This window comes from Cellvibrio sp. UBA7671 (assembly GCA_002483145.1).
GTDB classification, from domain to species: domain Bacteria; phylum Pseudomonadota; class Gammaproteobacteria; order Pseudomonadales; family Cellvibrionaceae; genus Cellvibrio; species Cellvibrio fibrivorans.
The window spans coordinates 231,215-254,717 of sequence record DLHJ01000013.1 but is presented as its reverse complement, the minus strand read 5'-3'; the positions used below and the strand labels follow the sequence as shown (position 1 = coordinate 254,717).

General features: G+C 48.7%; 21 protein-coding genes. 3 read left to right on the top strand and 18 right to left on the bottom strand.

Annotated features, from left to right (window positions below):
• Positions 1–3: 3 nt before the first annotated feature.
• The 5 genes from B4E62_RS11650 to B4E62_RS11630 are packed head-to-tail and all read right to left on the bottom strand — an operon-like array spanning position 4 to position 7,028.
• Positions 4–4,317 carry a pilus assembly protein gene (locus B4E62_RS11650; protein ID WP_331352179.1) on the bottom strand — a complete coding sequence of 1,438 codons (4,314 nt, stop codon included), beginning with the start codon at positions 4,315–4,317 and terminating at the stop codon, positions 4–6.
• Between the two features lie 13 nt (positions 4,318–4,330).
• The gene (locus B4E62_RS11645) at positions 4,331–4,912 is read right to left on the bottom strand and encodes a pilus assembly PilX family protein (protein ID WP_331352178.1); all 582 of its coding nucleotides are present in this window, start codon (positions 4,910–4,912) and stop codon (positions 4,331–4,333) included.
• A gap of 8 nt (positions 4,913–4,920) precedes the next feature.
• Positions 4,921–5,964 carry a PilW family protein gene (locus B4E62_RS11640; protein WP_310074074.1) on the bottom strand — a complete coding sequence of 348 codons (1,044 nt, stop codon included), beginning with the start codon at positions 5,962–5,964 and terminating at the stop codon, positions 4,921–4,923.
• A gap of 11 nt (positions 5,965–5,975) precedes the next feature.
• The gene (gene pilV / locus B4E62_RS11635; RefSeq protein WP_310074076.1) at positions 5,976–6,452 is read right to left on the bottom strand and encodes a type IV pilus modification protein PilV; all 477 of its coding nucleotides are present in this window, start codon (positions 6,450–6,452) and stop codon (positions 5,976–5,978) included.
• A gap of 33 nt (positions 6,453–6,485) precedes the next feature.
• Entirely contained in the window at positions 6,486–7,028 is a 543-nt protein-coding gene (locus B4E62_RS11630) for a GspH/FimT family pseudopilin (protein WP_310074078.1), read from the bottom strand.
• Between the two features lie 232 nt (positions 7,029–7,260).
• Between B4E62_RS11630 and B4E62_RS11625 the strand changes: the two genes are divergently transcribed.
• The gene (locus B4E62_RS11625) at positions 7,261–7,788 is read left to right on the top strand and encodes a GspH/FimT family pseudopilin (protein WP_310074079.1); all 528 of its coding nucleotides are present in this window, start codon (positions 7,261–7,263) and stop codon (positions 7,786–7,788) included.
• Between the two features lie 25 nt (positions 7,789–7,813).
• Here the strand turns inward: B4E62_RS11625 and ispH are convergent, their stop codons facing one another.
• The 7 genes from ispH to murJ form a co-directional block, all read right to left on the bottom strand.
• Complete coding sequence (gene ispH / locus B4E62_RS11620; RefSeq protein WP_310074080.1) at positions 7,814–8,752, bottom strand: 4-hydroxy-3-methylbut-2-enyl diphosphate reductase; 939 nt, start codon at positions 8,750–8,752, stop codon at positions 7,814–7,816.
• A 2-nt stretch (positions 8,753–8,754) separates the two neighbouring features.
• The gene (locus tag B4E62_RS11615) at positions 8,755–9,204 is read right to left on the bottom strand and encodes a peptidylprolyl isomerase (protein WP_310074081.1); all 450 of its coding nucleotides are present in this window, start codon (positions 9,202–9,204) and stop codon (positions 8,755–8,757) included.
• Complete coding sequence (gene lspA / locus B4E62_RS11610) at positions 9,197–9,706, bottom strand: signal peptidase II (RefSeq protein WP_310074082.1); 510 nt, start codon at positions 9,704–9,706, stop codon at positions 9,197–9,199. The genes B4E62_RS11615 and lspA overlap by 8 nt, the downstream gene beginning before the upstream one ends.
• 128 nt (positions 9,707–9,834) lie before the next feature.
• Entirely contained in the window at positions 9,835–12,633 is a 2,799-nt protein-coding gene (gene ileS, locus B4E62_RS11605) for an isoleucine--tRNA ligase (RefSeq protein WP_331352177.1), read from the bottom strand.
• A 60-nt stretch (positions 12,634–12,693) separates the two neighbouring features.
• Positions 12,694–13,188 carry an MgtC/SapB family protein gene (locus B4E62_RS11600; protein ID WP_310074086.1) on the bottom strand — a complete coding sequence of 165 codons (495 nt, stop codon included), beginning with the start codon at positions 13,186–13,188 and terminating at the stop codon, positions 12,694–12,696.
• 19 nt (positions 13,189–13,207) lie between these two features.
• Complete coding sequence (gene ribF / locus B4E62_RS11595) at positions 13,208–14,164, bottom strand: bifunctional riboflavin kinase/FAD synthetase (RefSeq protein ID WP_331352176.1); 957 nt, start codon at positions 14,162–14,164, stop codon at positions 13,208–13,210.
• Positions 14,165–14,286: 122 nt separating this feature from the next.
• On the bottom strand, positions 14,287–15,801 hold the full coding sequence (gene murJ, locus B4E62_RS11590) for a murein biosynthesis integral membrane protein MurJ (protein ID WP_414633263.1): 1,515 nt from the start codon (positions 15,799–15,801) through the stop codon (positions 14,287–14,289).
• Positions 15,802–16,075: 274 nt separating this feature from the next.
• On the opposite strand from murJ, the gene B4E62_RS11585 reads away from it, so the two are divergent.
• Positions 16,076–16,378: a YebG family protein gene (locus B4E62_RS11585; RefSeq protein ID WP_310074093.1), complete on the top strand. Its 303-nt coding sequence runs from the start codon at positions 16,076–16,078 to the stop codon at positions 16,376–16,378.
• A gap of 384 nt (positions 16,379–16,762) precedes the next feature.
• The gene (locus B4E62_RS11580; protein WP_331352174.1) at positions 16,763–17,644 is read left to right on the top strand and encodes a diguanylate cyclase; all 882 of its coding nucleotides are present in this window, start codon (positions 16,763–16,765) and stop codon (positions 17,642–17,644) included.
• 56 nt (positions 17,645–17,700) lie between these two features.
• Here B4E62_RS11580 and B4E62_RS11575 read toward each other — a convergent pair whose 3' ends face one another.
• The 6 genes from B4E62_RS11575 to B4E62_RS11550 form a co-directional block, all read right to left on the bottom strand.
• Entirely contained in the window at positions 17,701–18,444 is a 744-nt protein-coding gene (locus B4E62_RS11575; protein WP_310074098.1) for an ABC transporter ATP-binding protein, read from the bottom strand.
• A complete protein-coding gene (locus tag B4E62_RS11570) occupies positions 18,434–19,192 on the bottom strand; it encodes an ABC transporter permease (RefSeq protein ID WP_331352173.1) in 759 nt (252 codons plus the stop codon). The genes B4E62_RS11575 and B4E62_RS11570 overlap by 11 nt, the downstream gene beginning before the upstream one ends.
• Positions 19,193–19,228: 36 nt before the next feature.
• The gene (locus B4E62_RS11565; RefSeq protein WP_310074103.1) at positions 19,229–19,648 is read right to left on the bottom strand and encodes a hypothetical protein; all 420 of its coding nucleotides are present in this window, start codon (positions 19,646–19,648) and stop codon (positions 19,229–19,231) included.
• Positions 19,645–20,265 carry an SCO family protein gene (locus B4E62_RS11560; protein ID WP_310074106.1) on the bottom strand — a complete coding sequence of 207 codons (621 nt, stop codon included), beginning with the start codon at positions 20,263–20,265 and terminating at the stop codon, positions 19,645–19,647. Before B4E62_RS11560 ends, B4E62_RS11565 begins: the two co-directional genes overlap by 4 nt.
• Before the next feature lie 11 nt (positions 20,266–20,276).
• Positions 20,277–21,308, bottom strand: coding sequence for an ABC transporter substrate-binding protein (locus tag B4E62_RS11555; protein ID WP_310074109.1), 1,032 nt, complete (start codon positions 21,306–21,308; stop codon positions 20,277–20,279).
• Between the two features lie 170 nt (positions 21,309–21,478).
• Positions 21,479–23,479 carry a phytanoyl-CoA dioxygenase family protein gene (locus B4E62_RS11550; protein ID WP_331352172.1) on the bottom strand — a complete coding sequence of 667 codons (2,001 nt, stop codon included), beginning with the start codon at positions 23,477–23,479 and terminating at the stop codon, positions 21,479–21,481.
• Between the last annotated feature and the right edge of the window lie 24 nt (positions 23,480–23,503).

Genomic DNA, 23,503 nt, shown 5'->3' with positions numbered 1-23,503 from the left:
CACCTATTGTACTTGACGCCAGGATTGACGCCCTTCAGTACCGGCGTCATATTCCGCTTCAATATTGAGTAAAGTAGCATCAGTGCCGCTTCCTATAATTGCACCTTTACCAGCCTCTCCCAGTTGTCCAAAGCCAACATCACCCAAGACTAAAAATTCATTTAATACACTATTAATAGGTGGTGGATTACCATTGGATCTATCGCCTACTGCTTTCACTGCCATCAGCCAGCTGCGACCGCCATATTCACACGCAAATCCAGAAGGAATTAAGGTTGGGAAAATCAACCAATCCTGCAACAACAATGATTTGGTCGTAACGCGCTCGCCCGGTGTATCACCAAAATCCAAGTACCATCCGTTATTAATAGCCCAGTCAGGTGACTGTACAGGCAAAGCAACGTCTTGCTTCACCTTGCGGCTATTAGGTGTATAGGTCGTATCCAATTCTTTCTTAAATAAACTTGTGCGGGCAACCGTTCTGCCCACATCTGCTATCGCGTAAAAGCTGTGTACAGGAGTCGCCGCCGCGGTGTTATCGCCTGCTTCGAAGTATTTGCCTGTACCGAAATACACCATCACATTGTCATTCTTGAGCGCATTTAACCCCAATGTCGGCGCCGCTGAAATGGGCTGAGCATTGCCACCCGCACCATTTTTATCCGTCGCAGCAAACAGCAAGTAATCTTTTTTCCAATCGCTGGCGCTGGTGCCAAATAAGTTAAAGCGCCACAAATTACCACTAAGATCACCGGCGTAGGCCACCTCTACTTGACCAATAACATTTGGCAACAGCGCTGGAGCAGACAGACCTGTACCAACACCCGCATCCAGTATCTTGGTGTAACTGGGATTCTTGGGAGCCTCTATATCAACCACAAATAAACTTGAGGTGCTGCCACTGCTACTGCCATTGCCAAATACCACCGCCCAGCGATCATTTTTCATTGGAACAATTAATGGTTTACCCAGAACATAACCCAGCTGGGGGTAGTCTGCAGCACTTAGCTCCCAAAGTACCTTCGGTGTTGGGTCCGTAACGTCTAATGCATAAACGCCACGCCCACCGGCTCCCAAAGTTCCCACAATTATTGTGCGCCAGTTGCCACCAATAAACACATCGCCAACGGTGATGGGGCCATCTACGATGAACTGATGCGGATTTGCCTTGGAGCCATAATCAGCCTGAGCTGTCAATGCCAACTTTGGAAAGGCAATGCCAGGTATATAGGCGAAAAGCTCCACAAACGTTTTAGTTTTAGCTTTATCTGCAGGCGTCTCAAAGGCATGCACAGCCCCATCATTCGACCCAACAAAAACACGCGGTTTTTTTGCTTTTTTCAGTTTAACGAAGTCACTGTAACTGCTTCCACCGACGGGCAAACGGTTGTAACGAAAGTCCTGAGCGCCTACATAAGCCGGGCTTGAATTGACAATATCCCCTAATATTACTCTTTTGGTCCCAGTACCACGCTTACGTAATTTATCAATGTCTGTCTCGTAGGTCGCATTTCCCAACAGCCAATCCGCACGCTTTTCTGCTTGTGTGTAGCCCGTATCACCCGTTAATTTCAGCAAATCTTTCTGTGCTGTGGTTAATGAAGCCCAGTTAAATGTACCCAAATTGCCGGCAGCATTGATGGTATAAACGGTTCTACCGCTGCCGCTTTTGGGCATACTGTTAGCATCTTCCGTAGTACCCACTGGTGCCGCAGGCAGATTACCCTCGTCATCAAACTCAAATACATTTAACTCACCAGTCCAGTTCTCGCTATTAAATTGCGCCTGGAATACATAAGAACCTTCTGATAAGCGAGTCGAGTTTGTTGCTACCGCAGATGCAGAACCTGTAGCTTTAGCAACATCTCTAAATGCATCCTCCAAGGATTTTTCAAGCTGCCGTGGATCAGTAGCATAATAGTAACTTTCTGGCTTGGCAGTTTTTATAGCTGCAAGCAAATCAGCATCTGTATAAGCAGTGCCTTTCGCTTCTTTTACTTCATCAACGAATGCTTCGCTATACCCACCCCATTTCGCAGCGTAGTAAAGCGGCGACTCCAGCAGCGAGCCACCATCATTGCCAACAGTATAGCTTTTCAAGTTTTCCGCATTGCCACTGGTACAATTAGAACATTCATAGGCGCTGTAACCATTGATACCGCTGTGCACATGAAAACCATCATTGGTTGTACCGCTAATCACATAACCAAAGCCCATCACATTAGGCGTAGACTGGGCAACCACATCGGTGGTCACACTCACAGTTGTTGCTGTTACTGCGTATTTAATAACACCCCACATATCCTGGTCGTAGTCTCCACCCTGCTCACTATCCTCCCAGTTCACATACAATGTACCGCTAGTCTTATCAGTAGATTGAGAAAGAATTTTAAAGTCAACAATGGCGCAGTTAGACTCTGGCGAGATAGATTTATTGCGACAAGCCGGCAGAATGGTCACTTTTTTACCTGAACCATTAGGCACATCAATAGTGACCTTGGGAAGTGCTGGCGACAGAGCAACACCATAGGTTCTTACACTCTGCGTACCTTTTACTGCAGTGGGAATAAGGTCATTGGTTCTGGCGTAGTGGGCCAACCCAGCAATTTGATAACTACCCTGAAGCCTTGGCGCATCCGGGCAAGTTCCTCTCACCGCCGACAAGCTGGTGATGGGCTTTTTGGTGCACAACTCATCGGCGTTGGTGCCATTGCTACCTATAAAAAAATTGCCCGTTAAATTTTCATGGCTGGCATCGGCAATTTTGTTTGTCCAGTCGTTTACCGTAACGCCAATATCTGCTGCAGCTCCCAAATTATCACCATCATAAGATGTTGTGGACGCATTGAACTGCAATACGTTTAGGGGGGCGCAATAATTTGCAGATGTTACAGGTGCAGGCGTCCAGGACGCCTCAGTCAGCCCGGCAATACGGGATGCGTCATTTTTTGCGGTATTGGTTTCAACGTAATCCGCATTAGCACTCTTGCCGGCCAAGTACCGTAGGGACTCCAGAAATATTTCTGCTTGCGGATTACCCCAGTTACTACAGTCGGCGTTGGAGAACGAGCCTAATCCCCAGCTACAGTTATCGCTACCTGTTGCACCAAAATAGGTGCCGTCTGAATAACGATACCCATAGGGACGCAATGAGTTCAGGGTTTTGATAGCACCATCAGCATTGGTAAACGTACCGTTGGTAGTCGCATTGATTTCAGCACTCATATTGCCGATGGCTTTTCTTAAAATGCCACCTGACTTATTTTTACTGTAAGAGCCGGTTAACAGACCGAAGTTGATTTTAGCAACTGAAGATCCATCGCGAATCTCGCCATATTTTTGTAATAAACCTTCCGGTTTTTTATTCCCGCTGGGATAAAGGTAGCAATTGGACTCTTCCAAGCCTGACTTACATACCTCAACGCGCGCATAAAATTCTCCACTCGCTGAGCCTGTGCCCAACTTGTTGGCATTAACTGGGGTATCTGTATAGGAAAAAACACCGGTAACCGCAGAAGCATTGCCATTGGGTGCCGACACTTCGCTGTTCCAACGACATTGCCAGCGCTCATTACTGGCCCAAAACGTATAATTCCCTTTTGCAACTCTCAACAGAGGAGCATTGGTGACGTTTTGTGAAAGCGCAGATCCACCCGGCGTAGTATTACAAATAGTAATACCTGTCTCTTTGACGCCAGTTAAACCAACAGGAACTGTAGCTGTATCACCAAACGGCGTTAATTTGCCTAAATCAGTGCCATTGTAAAATTTGGCAAACGAATGCGCATCATGAGGTAAAAATGCACGCTCAAGAACCGTCACTGTGGCGCTGTCGGTAGAGCGCAAACCGCCGTACAGAATTTTACGAATGGAATCGACACGGGTCATGCTCGACCAGTTTAAAAAATTGCCGCTCCACTCGCTGCTGCCACCGGTATAATTACAGTACCCGTTATTATCCACTAAACGGCTGGGTACGAACCTGTTGCTAGTAGTGTTGTAGGTGTAACACTTTTCACTATCAAAATAACCGTAGTAGTCGTAGCTATTTTTGTAGGTGGTATCCTCGCCACCGCCATCAAGATCAGAATAATCATCGTATATTTTGTAATACAGTTGATGATCCTTTGACATATTGAGCATCATAATCGGCACAACAGGGTTCGACAAAAACAGTGGATCCTGCGATGGCGCCGCATGAGCTGAATGCGCAATCGCTATACTCAAAACTCCCACCAACAAACTAATATTGATTTTGCGCAACGGGAGATACCCGGCAATATCGCAACATTTGGCAACATAGTGTTGAATTGACATAGCTTAATCTCCGTTACTTAAAACGACGTTTGTAGGCTGACTGTAAGACCACTCTGGTATCTTGACTTAACCCAACTCCTTTTGCGGTCACGCGATAAGGAACGGCATCTCCTGTAGTCATCATGCCAGCAACATCGATTGCACTACCCTCTGCTGCTGCACTTGCCCCCATATCTACTTGCAATTCTTCTATTAGATAACTCGGTTTACTCGCAACCTCTTCAATTACCAATAGGGATTCTTTGGCAGAAAGTTTCCAAGCTGCATCGGCCATGTAGAGCACTGAATTTTGCGGATTAATACTTAAATCCTGACAAAGTCCTGACTCCTGGACACACTCAAAAGGGTCCAACGTTTTATTGTTCGGCCCCACTATACTCTCACCCTCACGTAACGCTGACTCAGTTGCCTGGAAGGCAATATTGCGGTCACGCATATTGCCCGCCATATTTTCTTGCAATCCTGTTCCGCGGATAGCGGACAAACTAACTATGGTAATTAACAACACCATAACCAACCCAACAATCAAGACCACCCCCGCCTGCTTAACCGGCATAGGAGAATAGTTGTGATAAAACCGTTTGCTTCTCATCATTGACGCCCTTATTGAATGCGACTGCGAATACCGACAGTAGTGCTAAACACTTGCCGAAGGTAACGATCACTCGCGCCGTTGATATTGGGTGGATTCACAATGGCCCCAGCAAAGGTGTAGGGCTGGGTTGCATCGACCACATTATTTTCAATACTCCGTACTACTAATTCGACCCGAATTGAAGTGACCAGCGCCCACTCAGCAGCAGCAAGCACCTCTGCCAACCGATACACCTCTGGGTTGGCGGATGTCGCGTAGGTAATCCGCATATGCTCAACCCCCTCTAACAATTCCAATGCTGTATCGTCATTAGTTTTCTGCCAAAGACTTGGCGTACCGGTAGGTCCTTCCGCCAGAAAATACACCACCGAATTCATTGCCGACACTTCGCCTGTATTAAAATTTTGGGTGGGAGTAATGCCGCCACCCCAGTTGTCGTTGTGCCTGAGGTGAAAGACATTTGCGCCCACAGCCAAGGGTATTTCTGCAAGACGAAACACGCGCGCCTTAAAACAATCGCTCACCACCACTGCAGAGCCCAAACACATACCAGCAATGCAACCCTGTCCATTTACTGGCTCGGGACTGTAGGCATATATCCCACTGGAATCATTCGGGTTAGATACGGGCAGACCAACTTCATTCGCTGTGCGCAACACCAGCACATTGGCAGTTTTACCCACTAAGGGCTTTAATCCTGCACCTAAATCACTAACACCACCGGGAAGTGATTCCACACTGGTATAGCCCCGCACGCCCTCAGCAAAATTTCCGTGCAAATCCTCAATCACCATAGCGCCATTTTGCAGCGCTGCGCTAGGCACACCTGCCTGCGGACGATAACAACCATAGTAGGCAGCCATGCGGATATCACGCGCTAAAAAATCGACTGCCAATCGCCCGGTTTCTTGAATGCGCGACATGGCTTGCTGTGTACTAAATACCGTTTTGCTTGATAAAAAAACTTGCACCACTCCGGTCATCAGTACCAAACCAAGAGCAATAGCGATCATTAATTCAACCAGAGATAAACCTGCCTGCCGCAAATGCATAAGAGTAATCCTCAAAACCGAGCACTGTAGGTAAATGTAGTTTTGTTTTCTGCCACATTTCCTGTGCTATTTAGTTCATCCCACTCGATAGTTAACTGGCATACCCGGGTTGCCGCATCACAAGCAATACCGCCGCTGCCGTTTGGCAGCTCGGCAGAAATATTGCGCCTCCACGCATGCAAATCAGCAGCTGCAAGGGGTGTCAATACAGGAGCAGCATCCTCAGGCACATGAAGCAGTGCCGAGTTGTAAGAGGCCAATGCATTTACGTTAATACGCATACGGTCCAACATATCGTATGCAAATATATTTGCCTGAGAACGAAAGTATGCACCTTGATTAAACTGCAATGAGCGCGTTTGCATAGCGCCTAACGCCAACAATGATGTAGATAAAATCAACAGTGTCACCAAGACTTCAATCAAGCCCACTCCCGCCTGTTGGCCAGCAAAAAAATGCCGCGCTTTTCTAGCTAAAGATACACCCATAAAATTATCTCCCCCTCATGAGGCACTACCCGGCTAGTAAGCCGTACAAGCAGCACTGTTTACCGATACCAAACCAGACAAGCCTATATCAATTCGACGCGCCGCTTTACCTGTGCATTTTTTTAATTCTGCCGCAATCACCACGGGCTTTTCGTTGACACGCGCAAGCGTACCCAAACTGGTGTAACGGATAAAATTCACATCAATAGCATCACTCCGCACAGTGATGAGAGCATCCACATTCTGCCTTTCCCACACCCGCAAAACCAATCCAACAACAGGAGGCGTTGCAGTATCGTTTGCTGCAGTATCGACAAAAGCCATAAACCCATCGGTCCATACACCGTCACAAGCCGTACCATTTTTGCTTGCACACAAGCTAACCCGTCCCGCTCGTTTAACCGCTTCAGAGCGGGTATAATTAACCGCTGACGCAAAATCTTCACCCAGTGCAATCGAACGATTATTTAATATTTGAGCCTGAAAACTAGGCACGGCAATGGATAGACCTATGGCAACAATAGCCACAGTCACCATCAACTCGACCAGCGTAAAGCCCTTATTTCGATAAACCATATAGCCCTCTCTCCCACCCTGATCCACGGACAACAAAGATCAGCATTATCAATCACACAACGAATAGACGCCGCTGTTTTACCAATTTATACTGGATTAGCCTATCACGCTCGCACGATGGAGTTGTGTCTAGTACGACATATGGCATAGCCAACTGAATGAACGGCGGCGTGTGACGCGCAAAGCAACACAATATTATTTGGACTTTAGATCACAACAAAGGAATGCAGTTATGAAATCCCAAGGATTCACCCTACTGGAACTACTTGTCACCCTCTCCATCCTCTGTATCGTCCTCTCGTTAGGCATCCCCAGCTTCAACAAACAAATCAGTGAGTCGCGCACCAAAACAGCGGCACTTGCACTGCTAGATGCGATAGAAACCACGCGGGCAACTGCAGTATTCCGCAATCAACACGTGTTATTACAATCCACCAACAAAAAATGGCACCAAGGCTGGACCCTGTTTGTAGATAACAATAACAACGGCACACTCGACAATGACGATGAAACCCTTAGCGTTAATAATGGGCTGGATGCTGTGATCACGCACGCCAAGGCACCGATGAATGGCTATGTTGCGTTTATCGGGACAGGTGAAGGGCGGCAACTGGGCACAGGCGGTATCGGTGGTTTTCTCGCCGGCACTATCAAAATTTGCCCCAAAGCGGAAGGAGATGGCTACAGCTTGATACTGTCGAGAGGAGGGAGAACAAGAGTGGGGAAGCTTACTAACGCGGATTGTGACGCTATCCGCTAACATCTGAAAACTAACTGCAGATCACTCAGATCCGCAGCGCTTTAGGGAGAGAAAAACTAATATTTTCCGGAGTGCCGTCCATCTCAATTGGCGCTTCGGCTCCGCAGGCTTTGAGCTTATCAATAACCTGTTTTACCAGGACTTCAGGTGCGGAAGCACCGGCCGTAATACCAATGCTGGTGCGATTTTTAATCCACTCAGGATTAATATCATCAGGACCATCAATTAAATAGGCTTCAGTACCGCAGCGTTCGGCGAGCTCACGCAAACGATTGGAATTCGATGAATTAGGCGAGCCAACTACAAGAACCAAATCACATTCAAGTGCGAGTTGACGCACAGCGTCTTGACGATTAGTGGTTGCGTAGCAAATATCATCGCGGCGCGGCCCCTGAATTTTGGGAAATTTATTGCGCAGGGCTTCGATGACTTTGGCAGTGTCATCCATAGACAAAGTAGTCTGGGTTACATATGCAAGGTTTTCAGGGTCATGCACAATTAGTGCATCAACATCCGCTTCATCTTCCACCAGATAAATTGCGCCACCGTTGCTGGTATTGTATTGCCCCATAGTGCCTTCAACTTCCGGGTGGCCTTCATGCCCAATCAAAATACATTCGCGGCCTTCACGGCTGTAGCGAGTGACTTCGATATGCACTTTGGTTACCAGCGGACAAGTCGCGTCAAAAATTTGTAAGCCGCGCTCTTCTGCTTCTTTACGCACTGCTTGCGATACGCCGTGGGCACTGAAAATCAAAATAACATCGTCAGGAACCTGCTCCACTTCATCAACAAAAATCGCACCGCGCTCGCGCAATGAATCCACTACAAATTTGTTATGCACAACTTCGTGACGCACATAAATCGGCGCGCCAAAAACATCGAGCGCACGATTAACTATGTCGATCGCACGGTCGACGCCGGCACAAAAACCACGGGGATTGGCGAGCTTGATTTGGGTCATGATCAGTGCACCTGAACCGGTTCGATTTTGATAATAGCGACTTCAAATAAAATATCGCGCCCGGCGAGTGGATGGTTAAAATCTACCACTACCACCTCATCATCATAGCGCTGCACTACACCGGGTAATTCGGTTTTTTGTGCATCGGCAAATGACAACATCAAGCCCTCACTTAATTCCAAATCGGGGCTGAATTGGCTGCGGGCGATTTCCTGAATATTATTGGGGTTGCGCTGACCAAAACCGTCCTCCGGTTTTATCACCACCGTTTTATGCTCCCCCTCCAACATACCAAACAACGCCTTTTCAAAGCCGGGCAGCAAGTTGCCGTCACCCACAGTGAAAGTGGCTGGAGCGCGCTCAAAGTTGGAATCAACCATATCGCCGTTATCTAACTGCAGGGCAAAATGCAGAGTAATTTTAGTACCGGGGCCAATCGCTAATTCACGCATTTGTTTTCTTCTCTTTACTGTTTTCTTTACTGAACAACATATCGATGATCAATACTGCTGCACCCAAGGTGATAGCCGAATCGGCAAGATTAAATGCGGGCCAATAATTATCTTCATAGTGCACCACAATAAAATCCACTACATGGCCTAGTAGAATACGATCATAAAGATTACCCAGTGCACCACCGAGGATAAACGCCAGCGCAAACGCCTCGCGCGGCTTTTGCTGTGCCGTGCGCGCAATCCACACACTCAGAAGCACGCTGGCAGCGATGGCGATCACCGCAAAAAACCAGCGCTGCCAACCACCCGCTCCCGCAAGAAAACTAAATGCTGCACCGGGATTGTAGGCCAGGGTGAAGTTAAAAAATGATGTGAATACTTTTGTTTCACCGTATTCAAACGCCGCTTCTATGGCATGTTTGCTGGCTTGGTCCAACAGCAAAATAACCACCGCCGTTAAATACCAGAACCAAGGCTTTTGATAAATTTTCTCTGCCATTATTTACACTTCACCCTGACTGAATCATTCACAACGCATAGAGGCGCCGCTTGCTTCGCCCATTAAAACACTCAATACAACATCGAAACAAAAAAGGGCGCGGCGAGCAACGCCCCCTACTAAAGCAATTAGGCGAATTGACGGGCTTCACCAGCGCCATCCACGTTTGTTACGCAGCGCAAACAAATGGTTGGATGCGCAGCATTGGCGCCCACGTCGGCACGATGATGCCAACAGCGTTCGCATTTCGCATGCTCGGATTTCTTCACCGCCACTTGTAAACCGGCCACATCAGTTGCAACTGCTTCTTGCGCTTCGCTGAGAGGACGAACCTCTGCAGTGGATGTGATCAATACAAAGCGCAATTCATTGGCGAGCTTGTGCAATTCGCTTTGCAATTTTTCATCGCAATACAAAATTACTTCCGCGCCCAAAGAGCCACCCACTTCACCCGCAGTGCGTTTTGCTTCCAGCACTTTGTTTACGGCATCTTTAACTTGGGCGATCAATTCCCAGTAGCTGTCTGCAAAGGAATCCGCTGGCATTGTGGGCAATTGATACCACTCAGCGACAAACACATTGGCTTCGCGTTCACCGGCAATTTCTTTCCAGATTTCGTCGGCAGTGAAACTTAAAATCGGCGCAATCCAGCGCACCATTGCTTCAATCACATATTGCAATGCGGTTTGCGCCGAGCGGCGTGCAAGGGCATCGCCTTTTACGGTGTACTGGCGGTCTTTAATAATATCGAGATAGAAACCGCCCAATTCAACTACGCAGAAGTTGTGCAGCTTTTGGTAAATCAAATGCAACTGGTAGCTATCATAAGCGGCGATAATTTCTTGCTGCAATTGCGCAGTGCGCGCCACAATCCAGCGATCCAACTGCAGCATATTTTCAACTGGCACAGTATCAGCTGCCGGATTAAATCCAGTGAGGTTGGACAAAATAAAGCGCGCGGTGTTACGGATACGGCGATAAGAATCAGCAGTGCGTTTCAGGATTTCATCCGACACACTCATCTCAGTACTGAAATCCGTTGCAGCAACCCACAAGCGCAATACATCAGCACCCAAATCGTTCATCACTTTTTGTGGCGGAATTACATTTCCAATTGATTTGGACATTTTGCGCCCCTGCGCATCCACCACAAAGCCGTGCGTCAATACAGTTTTATAGGGCGGAACTGCATGCATCGCCATAGAGGTTTTAAGCGATGATTGGAACCAGCCGCGATGTTGGTCTGATCCCTCCAGATACAAATCCGCAGGGAAACGCAGACCGGCGCGCTGCGCGAGCACCGCGTAATGGGTCACACCGGAATCAAACCAGACATCCAAAGTGTCGGTGACTTTTTGATATTTATCAGCATCCGCGCCGAGCAATTCTACGGCATCCAATTCGAACCAGGCGTCCATTCCACCCTGCTCTACTTTTTGGGCAACTGCTTCAATCAAGCGCGCTGTTTCCGGATGCAACTCTTGCGTTTCTTTATTCACAAACAACGCAATTGGAACACCCCAGGTGCGCTGACGGGAGATGCACCAATCGGGCGAAGTCGCGAGCATTGCATCGATACGCGCCTTGCCCCAATCCGGCACCCACTCAACCGATTCCACCGCTTGCGCAACCTGATCGCGCAAATTGTTTTTGCTCATGCTCACAAACCATTGCGGTGTTGCACGGAAAATCAGCGGGGTTTTAGTGCGCCAGCAATGGGGGAAGCTGTGCGTAATTTTTGCCTGCGCCAGCAATGCATTTTTTTCGATTAACAAAGCGATAACTTTTTCATCGACTTTGTAGACGTGATCGCCTGCAAAAATTTCTACGTTCGGGCGATAGGTGCCATGATCGTCGATATAGTTCAGGGTGCCTATGCCGTATTTCACGCCGACATTAAAGTCATCTGCGCCGTGATCCGGTGCAGTGTGAACAAAACCGGTACCGGCATCGGTGGTTACGTGATCGCCGAGAATTACCGGAACCTGACGCGCATAGAAAGGATGTTGCAACAACAAGTTTTCCAGTGCAGCACCTTTTACGCGGCCAACAATTTCATGGCTTTCAATTTTTGCGCGCGCCAGCACGCTGCCGATTAAGGTTTCTGCAATTAGCAGACGCTCATCACCAACTTGTACTAACGCGTAATCAACTTCCGCATTGGCAGACACAGCTTGGTTTGCAGGCAAAGTCCAGGGTGTAGTGGTCCAGATCACTAAAGAGATTTTTCCGCTGCCACTTAATTCGGTAATTGCTTTTGCAATCCCCGCTTGATCGACAAACGCAAATTTTACGTCTATTGAGAAAGAGGTTTTATCCTGATACTCCACTTCAGCTTCTGCGAGCGCGGAACCGCCGACTACACTCCAATACACAGGTTTAAAACCTTTGTGCAGATGGCCGTTTTCAGCGATTTTACCGAGCGAGCGAATAATGTCTGCTTCGAATTTGTAGTCCATGGTGAGATAAGGTTTATCCCACTCACCCAAAACCCCCAAACGCACAAAGTCAGCCTTTTGGCCTTCAACTTGTTTGGCGGCGTATTCGCGGCATTTGTTGCGGAAGGTTTTTACATCTACTTTGTCGCCCGCTTTGCCGATTTTTTTCTCGACATTGTGTTCGATCGGCAAACCATGACAGTCCCAACCCGGCACATAGGGAGCGTCAAAACCACTCAGGGTTTTGCTTTTGACGATAATGTCTTTAAGAATTTTGTTAACCGCGTGACCAATATGAATATCGCCGTTGGCGTAGGGTGGGCCGTCATGCAAAATAAACTGCTCGCGGCCAACACGTGCAGCGCGAATTTGCTGGTACAGATCGCTCGCTTGCCATTGTTTCAACATGTCCGGCTCGCGCTGGGCAAGGTTTGCTTTCATAGCAAACCCGGTATTAGGCAGATTCAGTGTTGTTTTGTAATCGATCATGATTCACGGTCAACTTGTTAACAAAAATGTTTAGAAAAATGGCGGAAACCGCCAGAAAAATTATTGCTTGTCTTTTACTTCAAGCCGGTCAACCACCTTCGGCATAGTGACCAGAATTACCAAGGCCAACAACGTGCAGAGGATCGCTGAGGATTCGCGCCCCAACCCCGCAGCCACACCGATGGCTGCTGTCAACCAAATACCGGCGGCTGTTGTTAAACCTTTAAGATCCTTTTCATCATTCCCTTTCAAAATCGCCCCGGCCCCAAGAAAACCAATACCCGCAATAATGCCTTGCATTACCCGGCTTAATTCCTGCTCCGAAAGTCCTGCTTGCTGCGGAATGAGTACAAATAATGCCGAACCAATCGCTACCAGCATATGCGTTTTAATGCCGGCTGCTTTGCCACGCTGCTCACGTTCAAACCCTAAGATTCCGCCCAGCAATGCAGCCATCAGCAGGCGAATTATGAGGGTGGTAATTTCACTTACATCTTTCAGATCAGAAAACTCAGTCACAACCGTGTTGGATATTTGTTGCCAGACACTGCTCATATTGAGTATTCCCGATAAATCAGCTGAGCCAATTGCCCCTGAAGAAATCCTGCCCTTGTGCAATATCCATTTGCAATTGTGCTTGCAGCTCATCCAATGAGTTGAATTTTTTTTCATCGCGTAATTTCGCATGAAAAATCACATCGATCATCGCGCCGTACACTTTGCGCGAGAAATTAAACAGGTGAACTTCCAGCAGTGGTTTCTTATCGCCAGTGACGGTAGGGCGCACACCAACGTTAGCGACACCCTGATGCACACTGCCATCGGCAAATTTCACCGTGACTGTGAATACACCGTGCAATGGTGAACGATAGCGGCGCAGATGCACATTGGCGGTGGGCACACCGAGTTTGCGCCCGAGCTGCTGGCCGTAGGCTATTCGCCCACTGATGCTGTAAGGCTTACCCAGCAGAGTTTCGGCATGGGCAAAATCACCCACTTCTAATAGCTGGCGGATGCGGGTACTGCTTACACGCTCACCGTTAATCTCCAGTGTGCAGGTGTCTGTCACACCAAAACCGCGCTCACTGCCGACTTTTTGCAGCAGGGCAAAATCGCCGCGACGATCGCAGCCGAAACGGAAATCATCGCCAACAACCAAATGCTTAATCGCCAAGCCATCAAGCAATACAGTTTCGATAAAGGCTTCGGCGGTCAGGTTGCGCAGCGCATCATTAAACTGCACGCACAGCACCCGCGCTACGCCTGCTGCCAGCAGGGCCTGCACTTTTTCACGCAGGCGCATCAGGCGCGCGGGCGCTTTGTCGCCAGAAAAAAATTCGTGGGGCTGGGGCTCAAACACAATCACCACGGCCGGTAATTGATGCTGCTGCCCCACTGCAATCAACTGGCGCAAGATAGCTTGATGACCGAGATGCACGCCGTCGAACGAGCCTATGGTCGCCACGCAGCCGCGATGCCAGGGGCGCAGGTTATGTAACCCGCGAATAAACGCATGTGCCGCTGGATTCACGCTAACTACTGCCCTCTACCAAAGTGCTTGAAAAAATGCCCGAAAAACAAGCCGGGCAGTATACAGGAGCGGCAGCGCCTGAGCCTACCCCGAGGGTAAATCAGTACGGGCAGATCACTTACTTAGTGATGGGCTTTGAAATCGCGCAGGCGCACGCCAACCGCGAAAAGCGCCGCCAGATAAACCGCAAACCCCACCACACAGACCACTGTCAGGCGCAGGACTCGCTCCAGAACACCCCAGTCAGACCAGAGGTTCCAAAAAAAGAGAAAAGCGAGCAATACCGCAACCATCGCCAAATTCGCCGCACCGTAGCGCAACCACAATTTCGGCCAGTTACTCGCAGGGTTGTAAACCTCACTTTTGCGCAAGCCCCGATAGAGCAAATACGCATTTACATAAGCTGCCATCGCCGTGGTAAACGCGAGCCCGACATGCCCTAAGCCCCAAAGCATCACCAGCGGAATGACCACAATTGGCTTCATCACAATATTGGCGATGATAGCGATAATGCCGATACGCACTGGCGATTTCATATCCTGCCGCGCGAAATAACCTGGCACTAAAACCTTAATGAGCATAAAAGCAAACAGACCAAGCGCGTAGGCCTTTAGGCTGTATGACGACATCAGGATATCGCTTGACTCCATCTCGCCATGATAGAAAAGCGTGAAGAGAATTGGCTCGGCCAGAATAATCAGCGCGAGCGTTGCAGGTAGTGCGATCAGCACCACAAAACGAATCGCCCAGTCGAGCATATGACTGAATTTTTCGCCCGACTGCGTGGCGCTGAGGCGTGATAGGCCAGGCATAATAACCGTGGCAATCGCCACACCGAAGACCCCTAGCGGCAACTCCACTAAGCGATCTGACAAGAACAACCAGCTTGCGGCGCCGTCACTCAACATGGTGGCAATCATCGAATCCAACAGCAGATTCAACTGGCTTACCGACACACCAAAAAGTGCAGGCGCCATCAGCACCAAAATACGCTTTACGCCGGGGTGCGACCAATCGATCCGGGGCGATGGTAACAGATGGATCTGGCGCAAAAACGGCAGCTGGAACAACAGCGAAAAAATACCCGCCGCGACAATACTCCACGCCAATGCATAAGCGGGATTAGGGAAAAAGTCCGCCACCAGCAGCGCCGCCGCAATCATAAATATATTCAAAAAAATCGGCGTAACTGCGGGGATGGCAAAACGGTCGTAACTATTCAAGATTGCACCGGCAAGCCCGGTCAACGAAATCAGCATTAAATAGGGAAAGGTGATGCGAATAAGATCCGTCAACAGGGAAAATTTCTCCGGCTCATCGGCGTAGCCATAACCAAAGATATAGGCAAAACCGACCGCGCCAACCACACCAATCACCGTGACTAACAACAGGATTGACCCAAGACAACCGGCCACTTTATCGACCAACTCCTTCACTGCCGCATGAGTTCCTTTTTCGCGATATTCCGACAGCACTGGAATAAACGCCTGCGAGAAGGCTCCCTCCGCAAACAAGCGGCGGAAAAAATTGGGGATTTTTTGGGCTATGACAAACGCATCCATCGCTCCACCTGCACCTAGCACCCCCACCAAAACGATATCGCGGATCAAACCCAGCACCCGCGAGACCATCGTCATAGAGCCGGTGAGTAAGCTGGAGCGCAGCAGGCTTTTGCTTTTGGGCTTGGCGCCTTTCTCAGGAGCGGGGTTTTCAGGGGATGGGCTGGGCAACTCGGAATCAGACACGGGCAAATCCTGCGCGGGCAAAAGAGCGGGCATTATCCAATGTCTCAGGCTCGGGAGATAGCCACCTAGCAGCGGCTCCCATCAGAAAACGCAAAAAGAAAGTTGACATTAATCGCACCGCAGAATACTGTACATAAAAACAGTAACAACTTTGAGGATTTACACAATGGCAGTAATCGCCGTTTGGCTATGTGATCGGGATGGCAGTATGTTTGAAGATAAAAAAGTCGCAGAAGAGCACGATAAATACCTGGAACTTGCCGCCAACATCACCCAATTGATTGAAGAAAATATTCCCGGTATCGATGAGAAGTACAGCGAAGCCATAGGTATTTTGCTGGCCCAGCGGCGAGAACTGCTGGCCAAGGCCTGTAAAGGCAAGCCGGATGAATTATTACAGCCTTTCACTTACGAGAAGCCTGTAACCCTGAACAGTAAAACTGCCACAGCCACGGATAAGGATGACTAGGTAGCGGCAGTTGCTGTAGGTGCCGGTGCGCCCACACTCACCGGTGCAGCCAATGGTTGCCCACACAGCCCTTGGCAGACAAATAACTGAATCACCACTTCAGTGGTTTGTACGTGTTTAGGTGTGCCTCCCTAATGATTGGATAACTACTCCCCAGCAGTTGTTTGATGATTGGGCTGCACATCTGCTTCCAATCACTTATCCCTGCCCAGCTGTCAGCCACGGCTGATGCAGGCGATAAGCTGCTTTCACCACTGCACCTTTTCCTTATGGAACCTCAACGGGTGCAGTGGTTTTTTATCGTCCTTTGATATTAAAAACACCATGCAATTGCGCTAAATTCAACTAGAGTAAAGAAATTGTATACTCGTCGAGTGATTACCAATGTTCCGAATTTACACAACAGCTCGCACTCCGCGTTCAGCTTTCTGGCTGATCATTTTCTTATTCTGCATGTCACTGGAAATCGCTGCAAAACCATTGCGCGTAGTTGAAGGCAGCAACAGCATAGAAACCTATGCGAGAGGGCTTTTGACGCTAGCGCTTAGTAAACTGCCGGAAAAATATGAAATAGAACAAACCATAGCGAGCAACAGCGAAGAACGCATGGTAAGCATGCTGATGGACAACCAGTTAGATGTTGTCTGGTATGCCACCACCAATGACCTGGAAGAGCGTCTGCAACCTATCCGCATTTGTATCTATCGCGGCCTGTTAGGCTACCGCGTGCTGATGATTAAAAAAGGTACCCAACATAAATTTGATGCCATTCAAACTGTGGAGGATTTGAAACGAGTATCACTTGGTCAAGGCCGCTTTTGGGCAGACACCAATGTGTTAACAGCCAATAACCTCAATGTTGTCAAAGTATTGAAGTATGAAGGGCTGTTTTACATGCTCGATGGCGACCGCTTTGATGCCTTCCCGCGCGGCGCACATGAACCCTGGTCGGAAATGCAGCGCTACCCGAAACTGGCGCTGGATGTTGAGCAAAACTTGCTCATCGCTTACACCAATCCTTTTTATTTTTTTGTGAATAAATCCAACGCCAAACTGGCGGCAGATATTGAGCGGGGGTTACGCATCGCCATGGAAGACGGCAGTTTTAATGCATACTTTCTCAATGACCCCACCGTGAAAGATGTGATGGCCAAAGCCAATTTGAAAAACCGCACACTCATTAAACTCGATAATCCGGGGCTGCCGAAAAAAACGCCAGTGGATGATGCATCACTCTGGTTTGATCCCTACTCTTTCACCGAGTGATGCAACATTGAAATAGAGCACCCAAAAAAACAAAGCCGGCAAATGCCGGCTTTTTATTAACAGTCAATCCCGAGTTCGCGCAAAATATCATCACGCAATTGCTGCAAAGCGGGGTCCGATAATTTGCGCGGGTGTGCAAAGGGCACATCAAAAATAGTCTGGATAGTGGCCGGGCGATTGGATAGCACCACCACCCGGTTCGCTAGATGCACTGCCTCTTCCACGTCGTGGGTAATCAAAATAACTGTGTGGCGCTCCTCCTCCAAAATACGCAACAACTCGGTGCGGATGCGCAAACTCATCAACGCATCAAGCGCCGAGAAAGGCTCATCCATATAAAGAATTTCCGGTTTGACCGCGAGCGCCCGCGCGATTTCTGCGCGCTTCAACATACCGCCCGATAATTCACGCGGGTAATGTTGCTCAAATCCTTTCAAACCCACCAAATCAGCATAGTGATCGGCAACCGCCGCCTTATCGATGTGTTCATCATTTAAACCAAACATTAAATTTTGTTGCACAGTTAACCAAGGGAACACTGAGCCGTGCTGGGAAATTAAAATACCATTCGCATTCGGGCCTTTTCGCTCTACACCATCAACCGCAATACTGCCCTCATCCGGCTGCAAAAAACCGGCAATCATTTTCATCAGCGTGGATTTGCCGCACCCGGATGGGCCGACAATTGCCACAAATTCACCATCGCCAATCGTGAGGTTAATACCATCAATTACGGCTTTTGATTCACTGCCGGATGAAAAACTTTTTTTGATATTTTTAATAACAATCTTATCGGTCATAGCGCCACCTTACTGATTTATGCCCTTCCATTAGTCGCATCAAGCCGTCCAACAAAAGTCCGATGACGCCAATAATAATCATGCCCGCAATCACCAAATCGTAGCGATTACCCGCATTACGCGAATCCATAATCATGTAGCCGAGGCCGGAGCGCAGTGCAATCATTTCCGCTGCAACCACCACTAACCATGCCACACCGAGCGAGATGCGCATGCCCACAATTAAATCTGGCAATACCGCTGGAATAACGACTTGGCGATAAAGCTTATAGCGCGATACACCAAAATTTTCTGCCGCATTTAAATAGCGCGGTTCGATGGTATGTACACCGGCAGCTGTCTGCACGATGAGCGGAAATACGGCGGCGATAAAAATCAAAAATATCGGCGATGCGTTGCCCACACCAAACCAGAGAATCGCCAGCGGAATCCATGCGATTGGCGAAATGGGGCGCATAATTTGAAACACCGGGTTTAAAGTTGCATAAGCACCATCGACACGTCCCATCCACAACCCTAAAGGAATTGCCGTTAATACCGCCAGTAAAAAGCCAGCACCAACACGCATTAATGACGAGCTGATGTGCTCCCATAAAGTGCCGTCTTCAATTAATTCCAGCGCACCAGTTACCACCTGCAAGGGCGTAGGAAAAATCACACTGCCAGTTTTGACAACCACAATCCACCAGACCGCAATTAGCGTGGTGATCAACGCAAGCGGTGGTAATATTTTTTTGAGTTTTATCACAGAAACTACCTTTTATTATTTCAATTTTTACAACAACTAACGGAACAAATTTTTAACCCGCCATTGCAAACGATACCAACCGGGTGTCGGCTCCGGATCAACCACCACGCGCATTTGCCCACTCGCGTGGGCAGTGCACGCAAAATCATATTCAGAGGCCAATTCAAATGGCAACTTAAAACTTTGCCCCGGCATAATCAGCGTCGGCCCAAACATTTGCGGCACATCATCCAGATTGCGCAACACCAACAGATCGCGCACTCCCAGCGCCAAATAAATTTGGTCAGGCAAAATGCTCACGGAATTACCTGACATACGCTGCTCCCAGGTACCCTTGGGAATTTCGAAGACTTCTTCACGGGAATCAATTCGCAGGGGAAAAAACGCGAGCAACAAAGCCGCGATAATAGCAACGCCAAATACAATCAATAACGAACGGGCAACACCTACTCTCATAGGGCAGCCTGTTGCGTTTTTTCTTGCAGCAATATGTTGATGTCGTGGGTTATGTCGGCGGCACTTTTTCCAAACGGCACCAGCGCGCGCAACAAACCATCGCGATCAATTAAATAAATATAAGAGGAATGATGCACCTCATAGGTGCCGCCATTTTTGTGCACTTCTTTTTTTGCGATTATGCCGTAGGACTGACGCAAGGACGCCAACTCATCCGCAGAGCCTGTCACACCAATAAAACGCGGATTAAAATTCGCCAGATATTCGCGCAGGCGCGCCGGAGTGTCGCGCTCGGGATCAACGGTCATATAAACCACTTGTACCTGATCGACCATGGCGCCGAGATTTTTATAGGTTTGCGCAAGGTTCGCGAGTGTCATGGGGCAGACATTAGGGCAATGGCTAAAACCAAAACCCAACACCACAATTTTGCCGCGCTGCTCGCTCAATGTGAATTGCGTATCGAGGGAGCTGGCGAGGGAAAAATCCGGAGCCATACGCGGAGGGTCAAACACACCGGATTTTAATTCCTTATTTTCTGTTGCAACATTTTCTGCCGCAACATTGCTGATAAGGCTTATGCAAAACGCAAACACCAGAATCAATCGAATCATCATCAATCCCGACACTAAACAGTAATAGCAACAGGTTTGGCGTTGTTGACGAAGGTTTCGTCCACATAGTTTTCAAACGCAACCGGTTTAGTCAGTGTACCCGCCGCGATAGACAGCTCCATCAACTCATTGAACTCCTCTTTGATCATGCGCATATCGCCATAGGTCACCCGGTCTTCAGGGTTTTCCATCACAAAACGAATAATGTTGGGATCTTGATTGAAGAATTGGCGACCAGCAGCAATTTGAACTGCTTTCTCACGATTCACCATACCCTGATCCAACCAGGCACCTGCGGCCATCACATGGTTAACCAGATCTTGCACAACTTCCGGTTGCGTCTGAATCAGTTCTTCGCGCACGGTCAGTACGCAGCAAATATAATTGCGCCACTCATCACGCGTCATGCGTAACGGGCGTGCATAACCGGCTTTTTGCGCTGCGGCACCGAAGGGTTCACCCGTGCAATAGGCATCCACTGCATTGGCGTAGAGTGCGGCGGGCATATCGGGCGGAGGCATTTCAACAATTTCAATATCGGTGTGGGTCATGCCCTCTTGTGCGAGCATTTTGCGCAGGAACAAAAAATCCACCGCGAAACGGCTGGGGATTGCGATGCGCTTGCCTTTCAGTTGGCTGAAACTTTTATAGTCAGAGTCCGTGCGGACCATAATCACCGCGCCGGATCTATGCCCGAGCGAGACAATTTTAAGCGGAATTTTTTTGGTAGTGAGATCCATCACCAGCGGCGCCAGCATATAGGCAGCCTGAATACGCCCGGTCATCAACGATTCCTTGATCTCTGGCCAACCACTGTATTTACTGTATTGGAACCCCACACCCGATGCCCCCGCCGCCGCTTTGGCAACGCAAGCAACTGGCAGGGTCAGGTTGCAAGTAACAGGCAAACCGCCAACCACCAGTAAATTGCTCTCCTCAGTACGGGAACAGGAGGCAACACCCAAGGGTAAGCTCGCAGCAGCCATGCCAAGTAGTAACTGCCTACGCTGGAGAGAATAAGTAGATAAAGGATCGATCGGGTTCATGTTACAGCCTGGATTTTGTTAATTAGCGTCCGCGTGAATCGAATCCATTGCGCTGCCCAATACTGATTGGGATGCAGGCGGAAAGTATCTTCTATAGGCGCCAGCGCGTCCAGACAAAGGTCATAGATTGAATCTATCTACATAACCCGGCGCCCACCGCCCTCCACTCACTAACGATACATATTGAGATACTGCACCATACGCGGAAAATTTGCGCGGTTAGGGCTACTACCGTGCGGTAACGCCTGGTGCCAGATAATCAAATCGCCTGCATTCGCAGCGATAGGTTTTACCGGCCATTGCGACCAATCCTGCTGCTGCAGATCAATGCCCTGCGGCTGTACCGCCAACCAATTATCGATTTGTTTATGGAAGCCCGGCACACAACAAAAAGCGCCCTGGTCCTCAGCCACATCCGTTAAATAAATTAACGCCTGGGTACCAAATGGAACTGGCGCTATCAATTCCACATCCCAATGAATGCCCGGTCCGGGAAATTGCCACTGTGTCGTTTCCGGCGGATTAAAACCTACGCGGTCAGTTGTCATTACCAAATCATCGCGCTGCCACAATTGCTGGAAAATACGGCGGATATAATCCGAATTACGCGCAACCTCAAGTGCAGGATGGGTAAATAACTGCACCATGATTTTTTTCATTTGCGTAGAAGATTGATACCAACTGGCGGGATCATCTGCACGCATGTGTAGAAAATCCCAAATGGCCGCGCGCGCTGCCGCAGATTCACTAGCCGATAACACACCGGGAATAATCAGGTAGCCCTGTTCATCCCAATGGGAGAGTTGCTGCTCATTCAATGGCAATCTGGTTTGAGCATCCAACTCACCATTTTTATTTTCAATAAAATTGACTATCGCGCGATTGGTGCGCTGAATTTGATCTTCCGTAATTTCACCCGCATTCGCACTGGCGAGCCAGTATTCAACATCCACCAGTGTGTCGGCGAAATACAATTGCTGCATGCCGGGCTCAAGCCCTGCGCCCAATTGATCCAACAAAATGCGATCCAGCAGCCATTCGCTGTCAGGAATATCCGCCAATTGCTGCTGCGCTTTGGCAGAAGAGACCGCCTGCTTGCGCAATTGGATTTTGTGCCATAGCCGCTTAAGGTGATAAATACCCTGGACATTTTTTTCCAAACTATCAGGCAATGGGTATTCGGCAAGTTCGGGTAATTGTTCATACGCAAATACGCATTGGGGATATGTCCCAAATTCATAGCGAAACCGCAGCAGTGAATTCGGCTGAACCCGCGCATTGCGCTCGTAAAGTGGTAGCGTGAGCTGCGATTGATTTTCATGAAGCTGATAATTGCCAAACACTTGAATAAAAGTAGTTAATTTTAAATCCTTTAACGCCCCGGCATAATCCGGCACCCATAGATTGCCATGTGTGCAACCATTGTCACCCTTGCCTAGTTGTATCGCCGTAGCCTTATCCAACTGAAATACCCGACCTAAATGCACATCAGGTTTTTTACGCTCACCCAGCGCAGGAGCAACACCTGTACTCAACCACAAATCCAACCGGATTGTTTCCGGTATCAGCCAACCATCCTCTTTCAAAAACTGTTGCAGATGACTAAAAATGGCCACTTGCGGTTCCTGTATTAATCCCTGCCGCATGGTTTCAGAAATAATCACATCAAACTTTTTCTCGCTCTGCCATGCACAAGCATCTGCACATTCCGCTCGTACAATAAAATTACCAACACCCAGAAAGTCGATAAGCTGCTGCAATTTTGTCAGCGACTCTACGTGAATATCCAACAAGGTTACGCGCACCTGTGCTGCATCCAATAACGGCAAGAGCGGTATCAACAACAACCCAAAGGGACCAGTCCCCGCGTACAACACCTCGATTGGTTGAGAATTTTTTTGTTGCAGCTTTTGCTGGAGCGCAGCATAAACCCCCTGCATAAAAATCCGCGTCCGCTGCACATCCTCCGCACACTGTGCTGCAGTAGTGGGCGATACCGCCTTGCCTTGCTCAGTGATAGTTGCATGCTCATCAAGAAAAAGTGCCGGATGTAAATCCAGGCCGGTGATCTCGCACAAGTGCTTCACCAATGCATCGACCACCGGTTTTGCCTCTCCCGCATTGGTACAGGCCAGTAATTGGGTCACTAACAATGGAATGCTGTTGGACATAAGTCAGGATCCTTGAAATGGCAA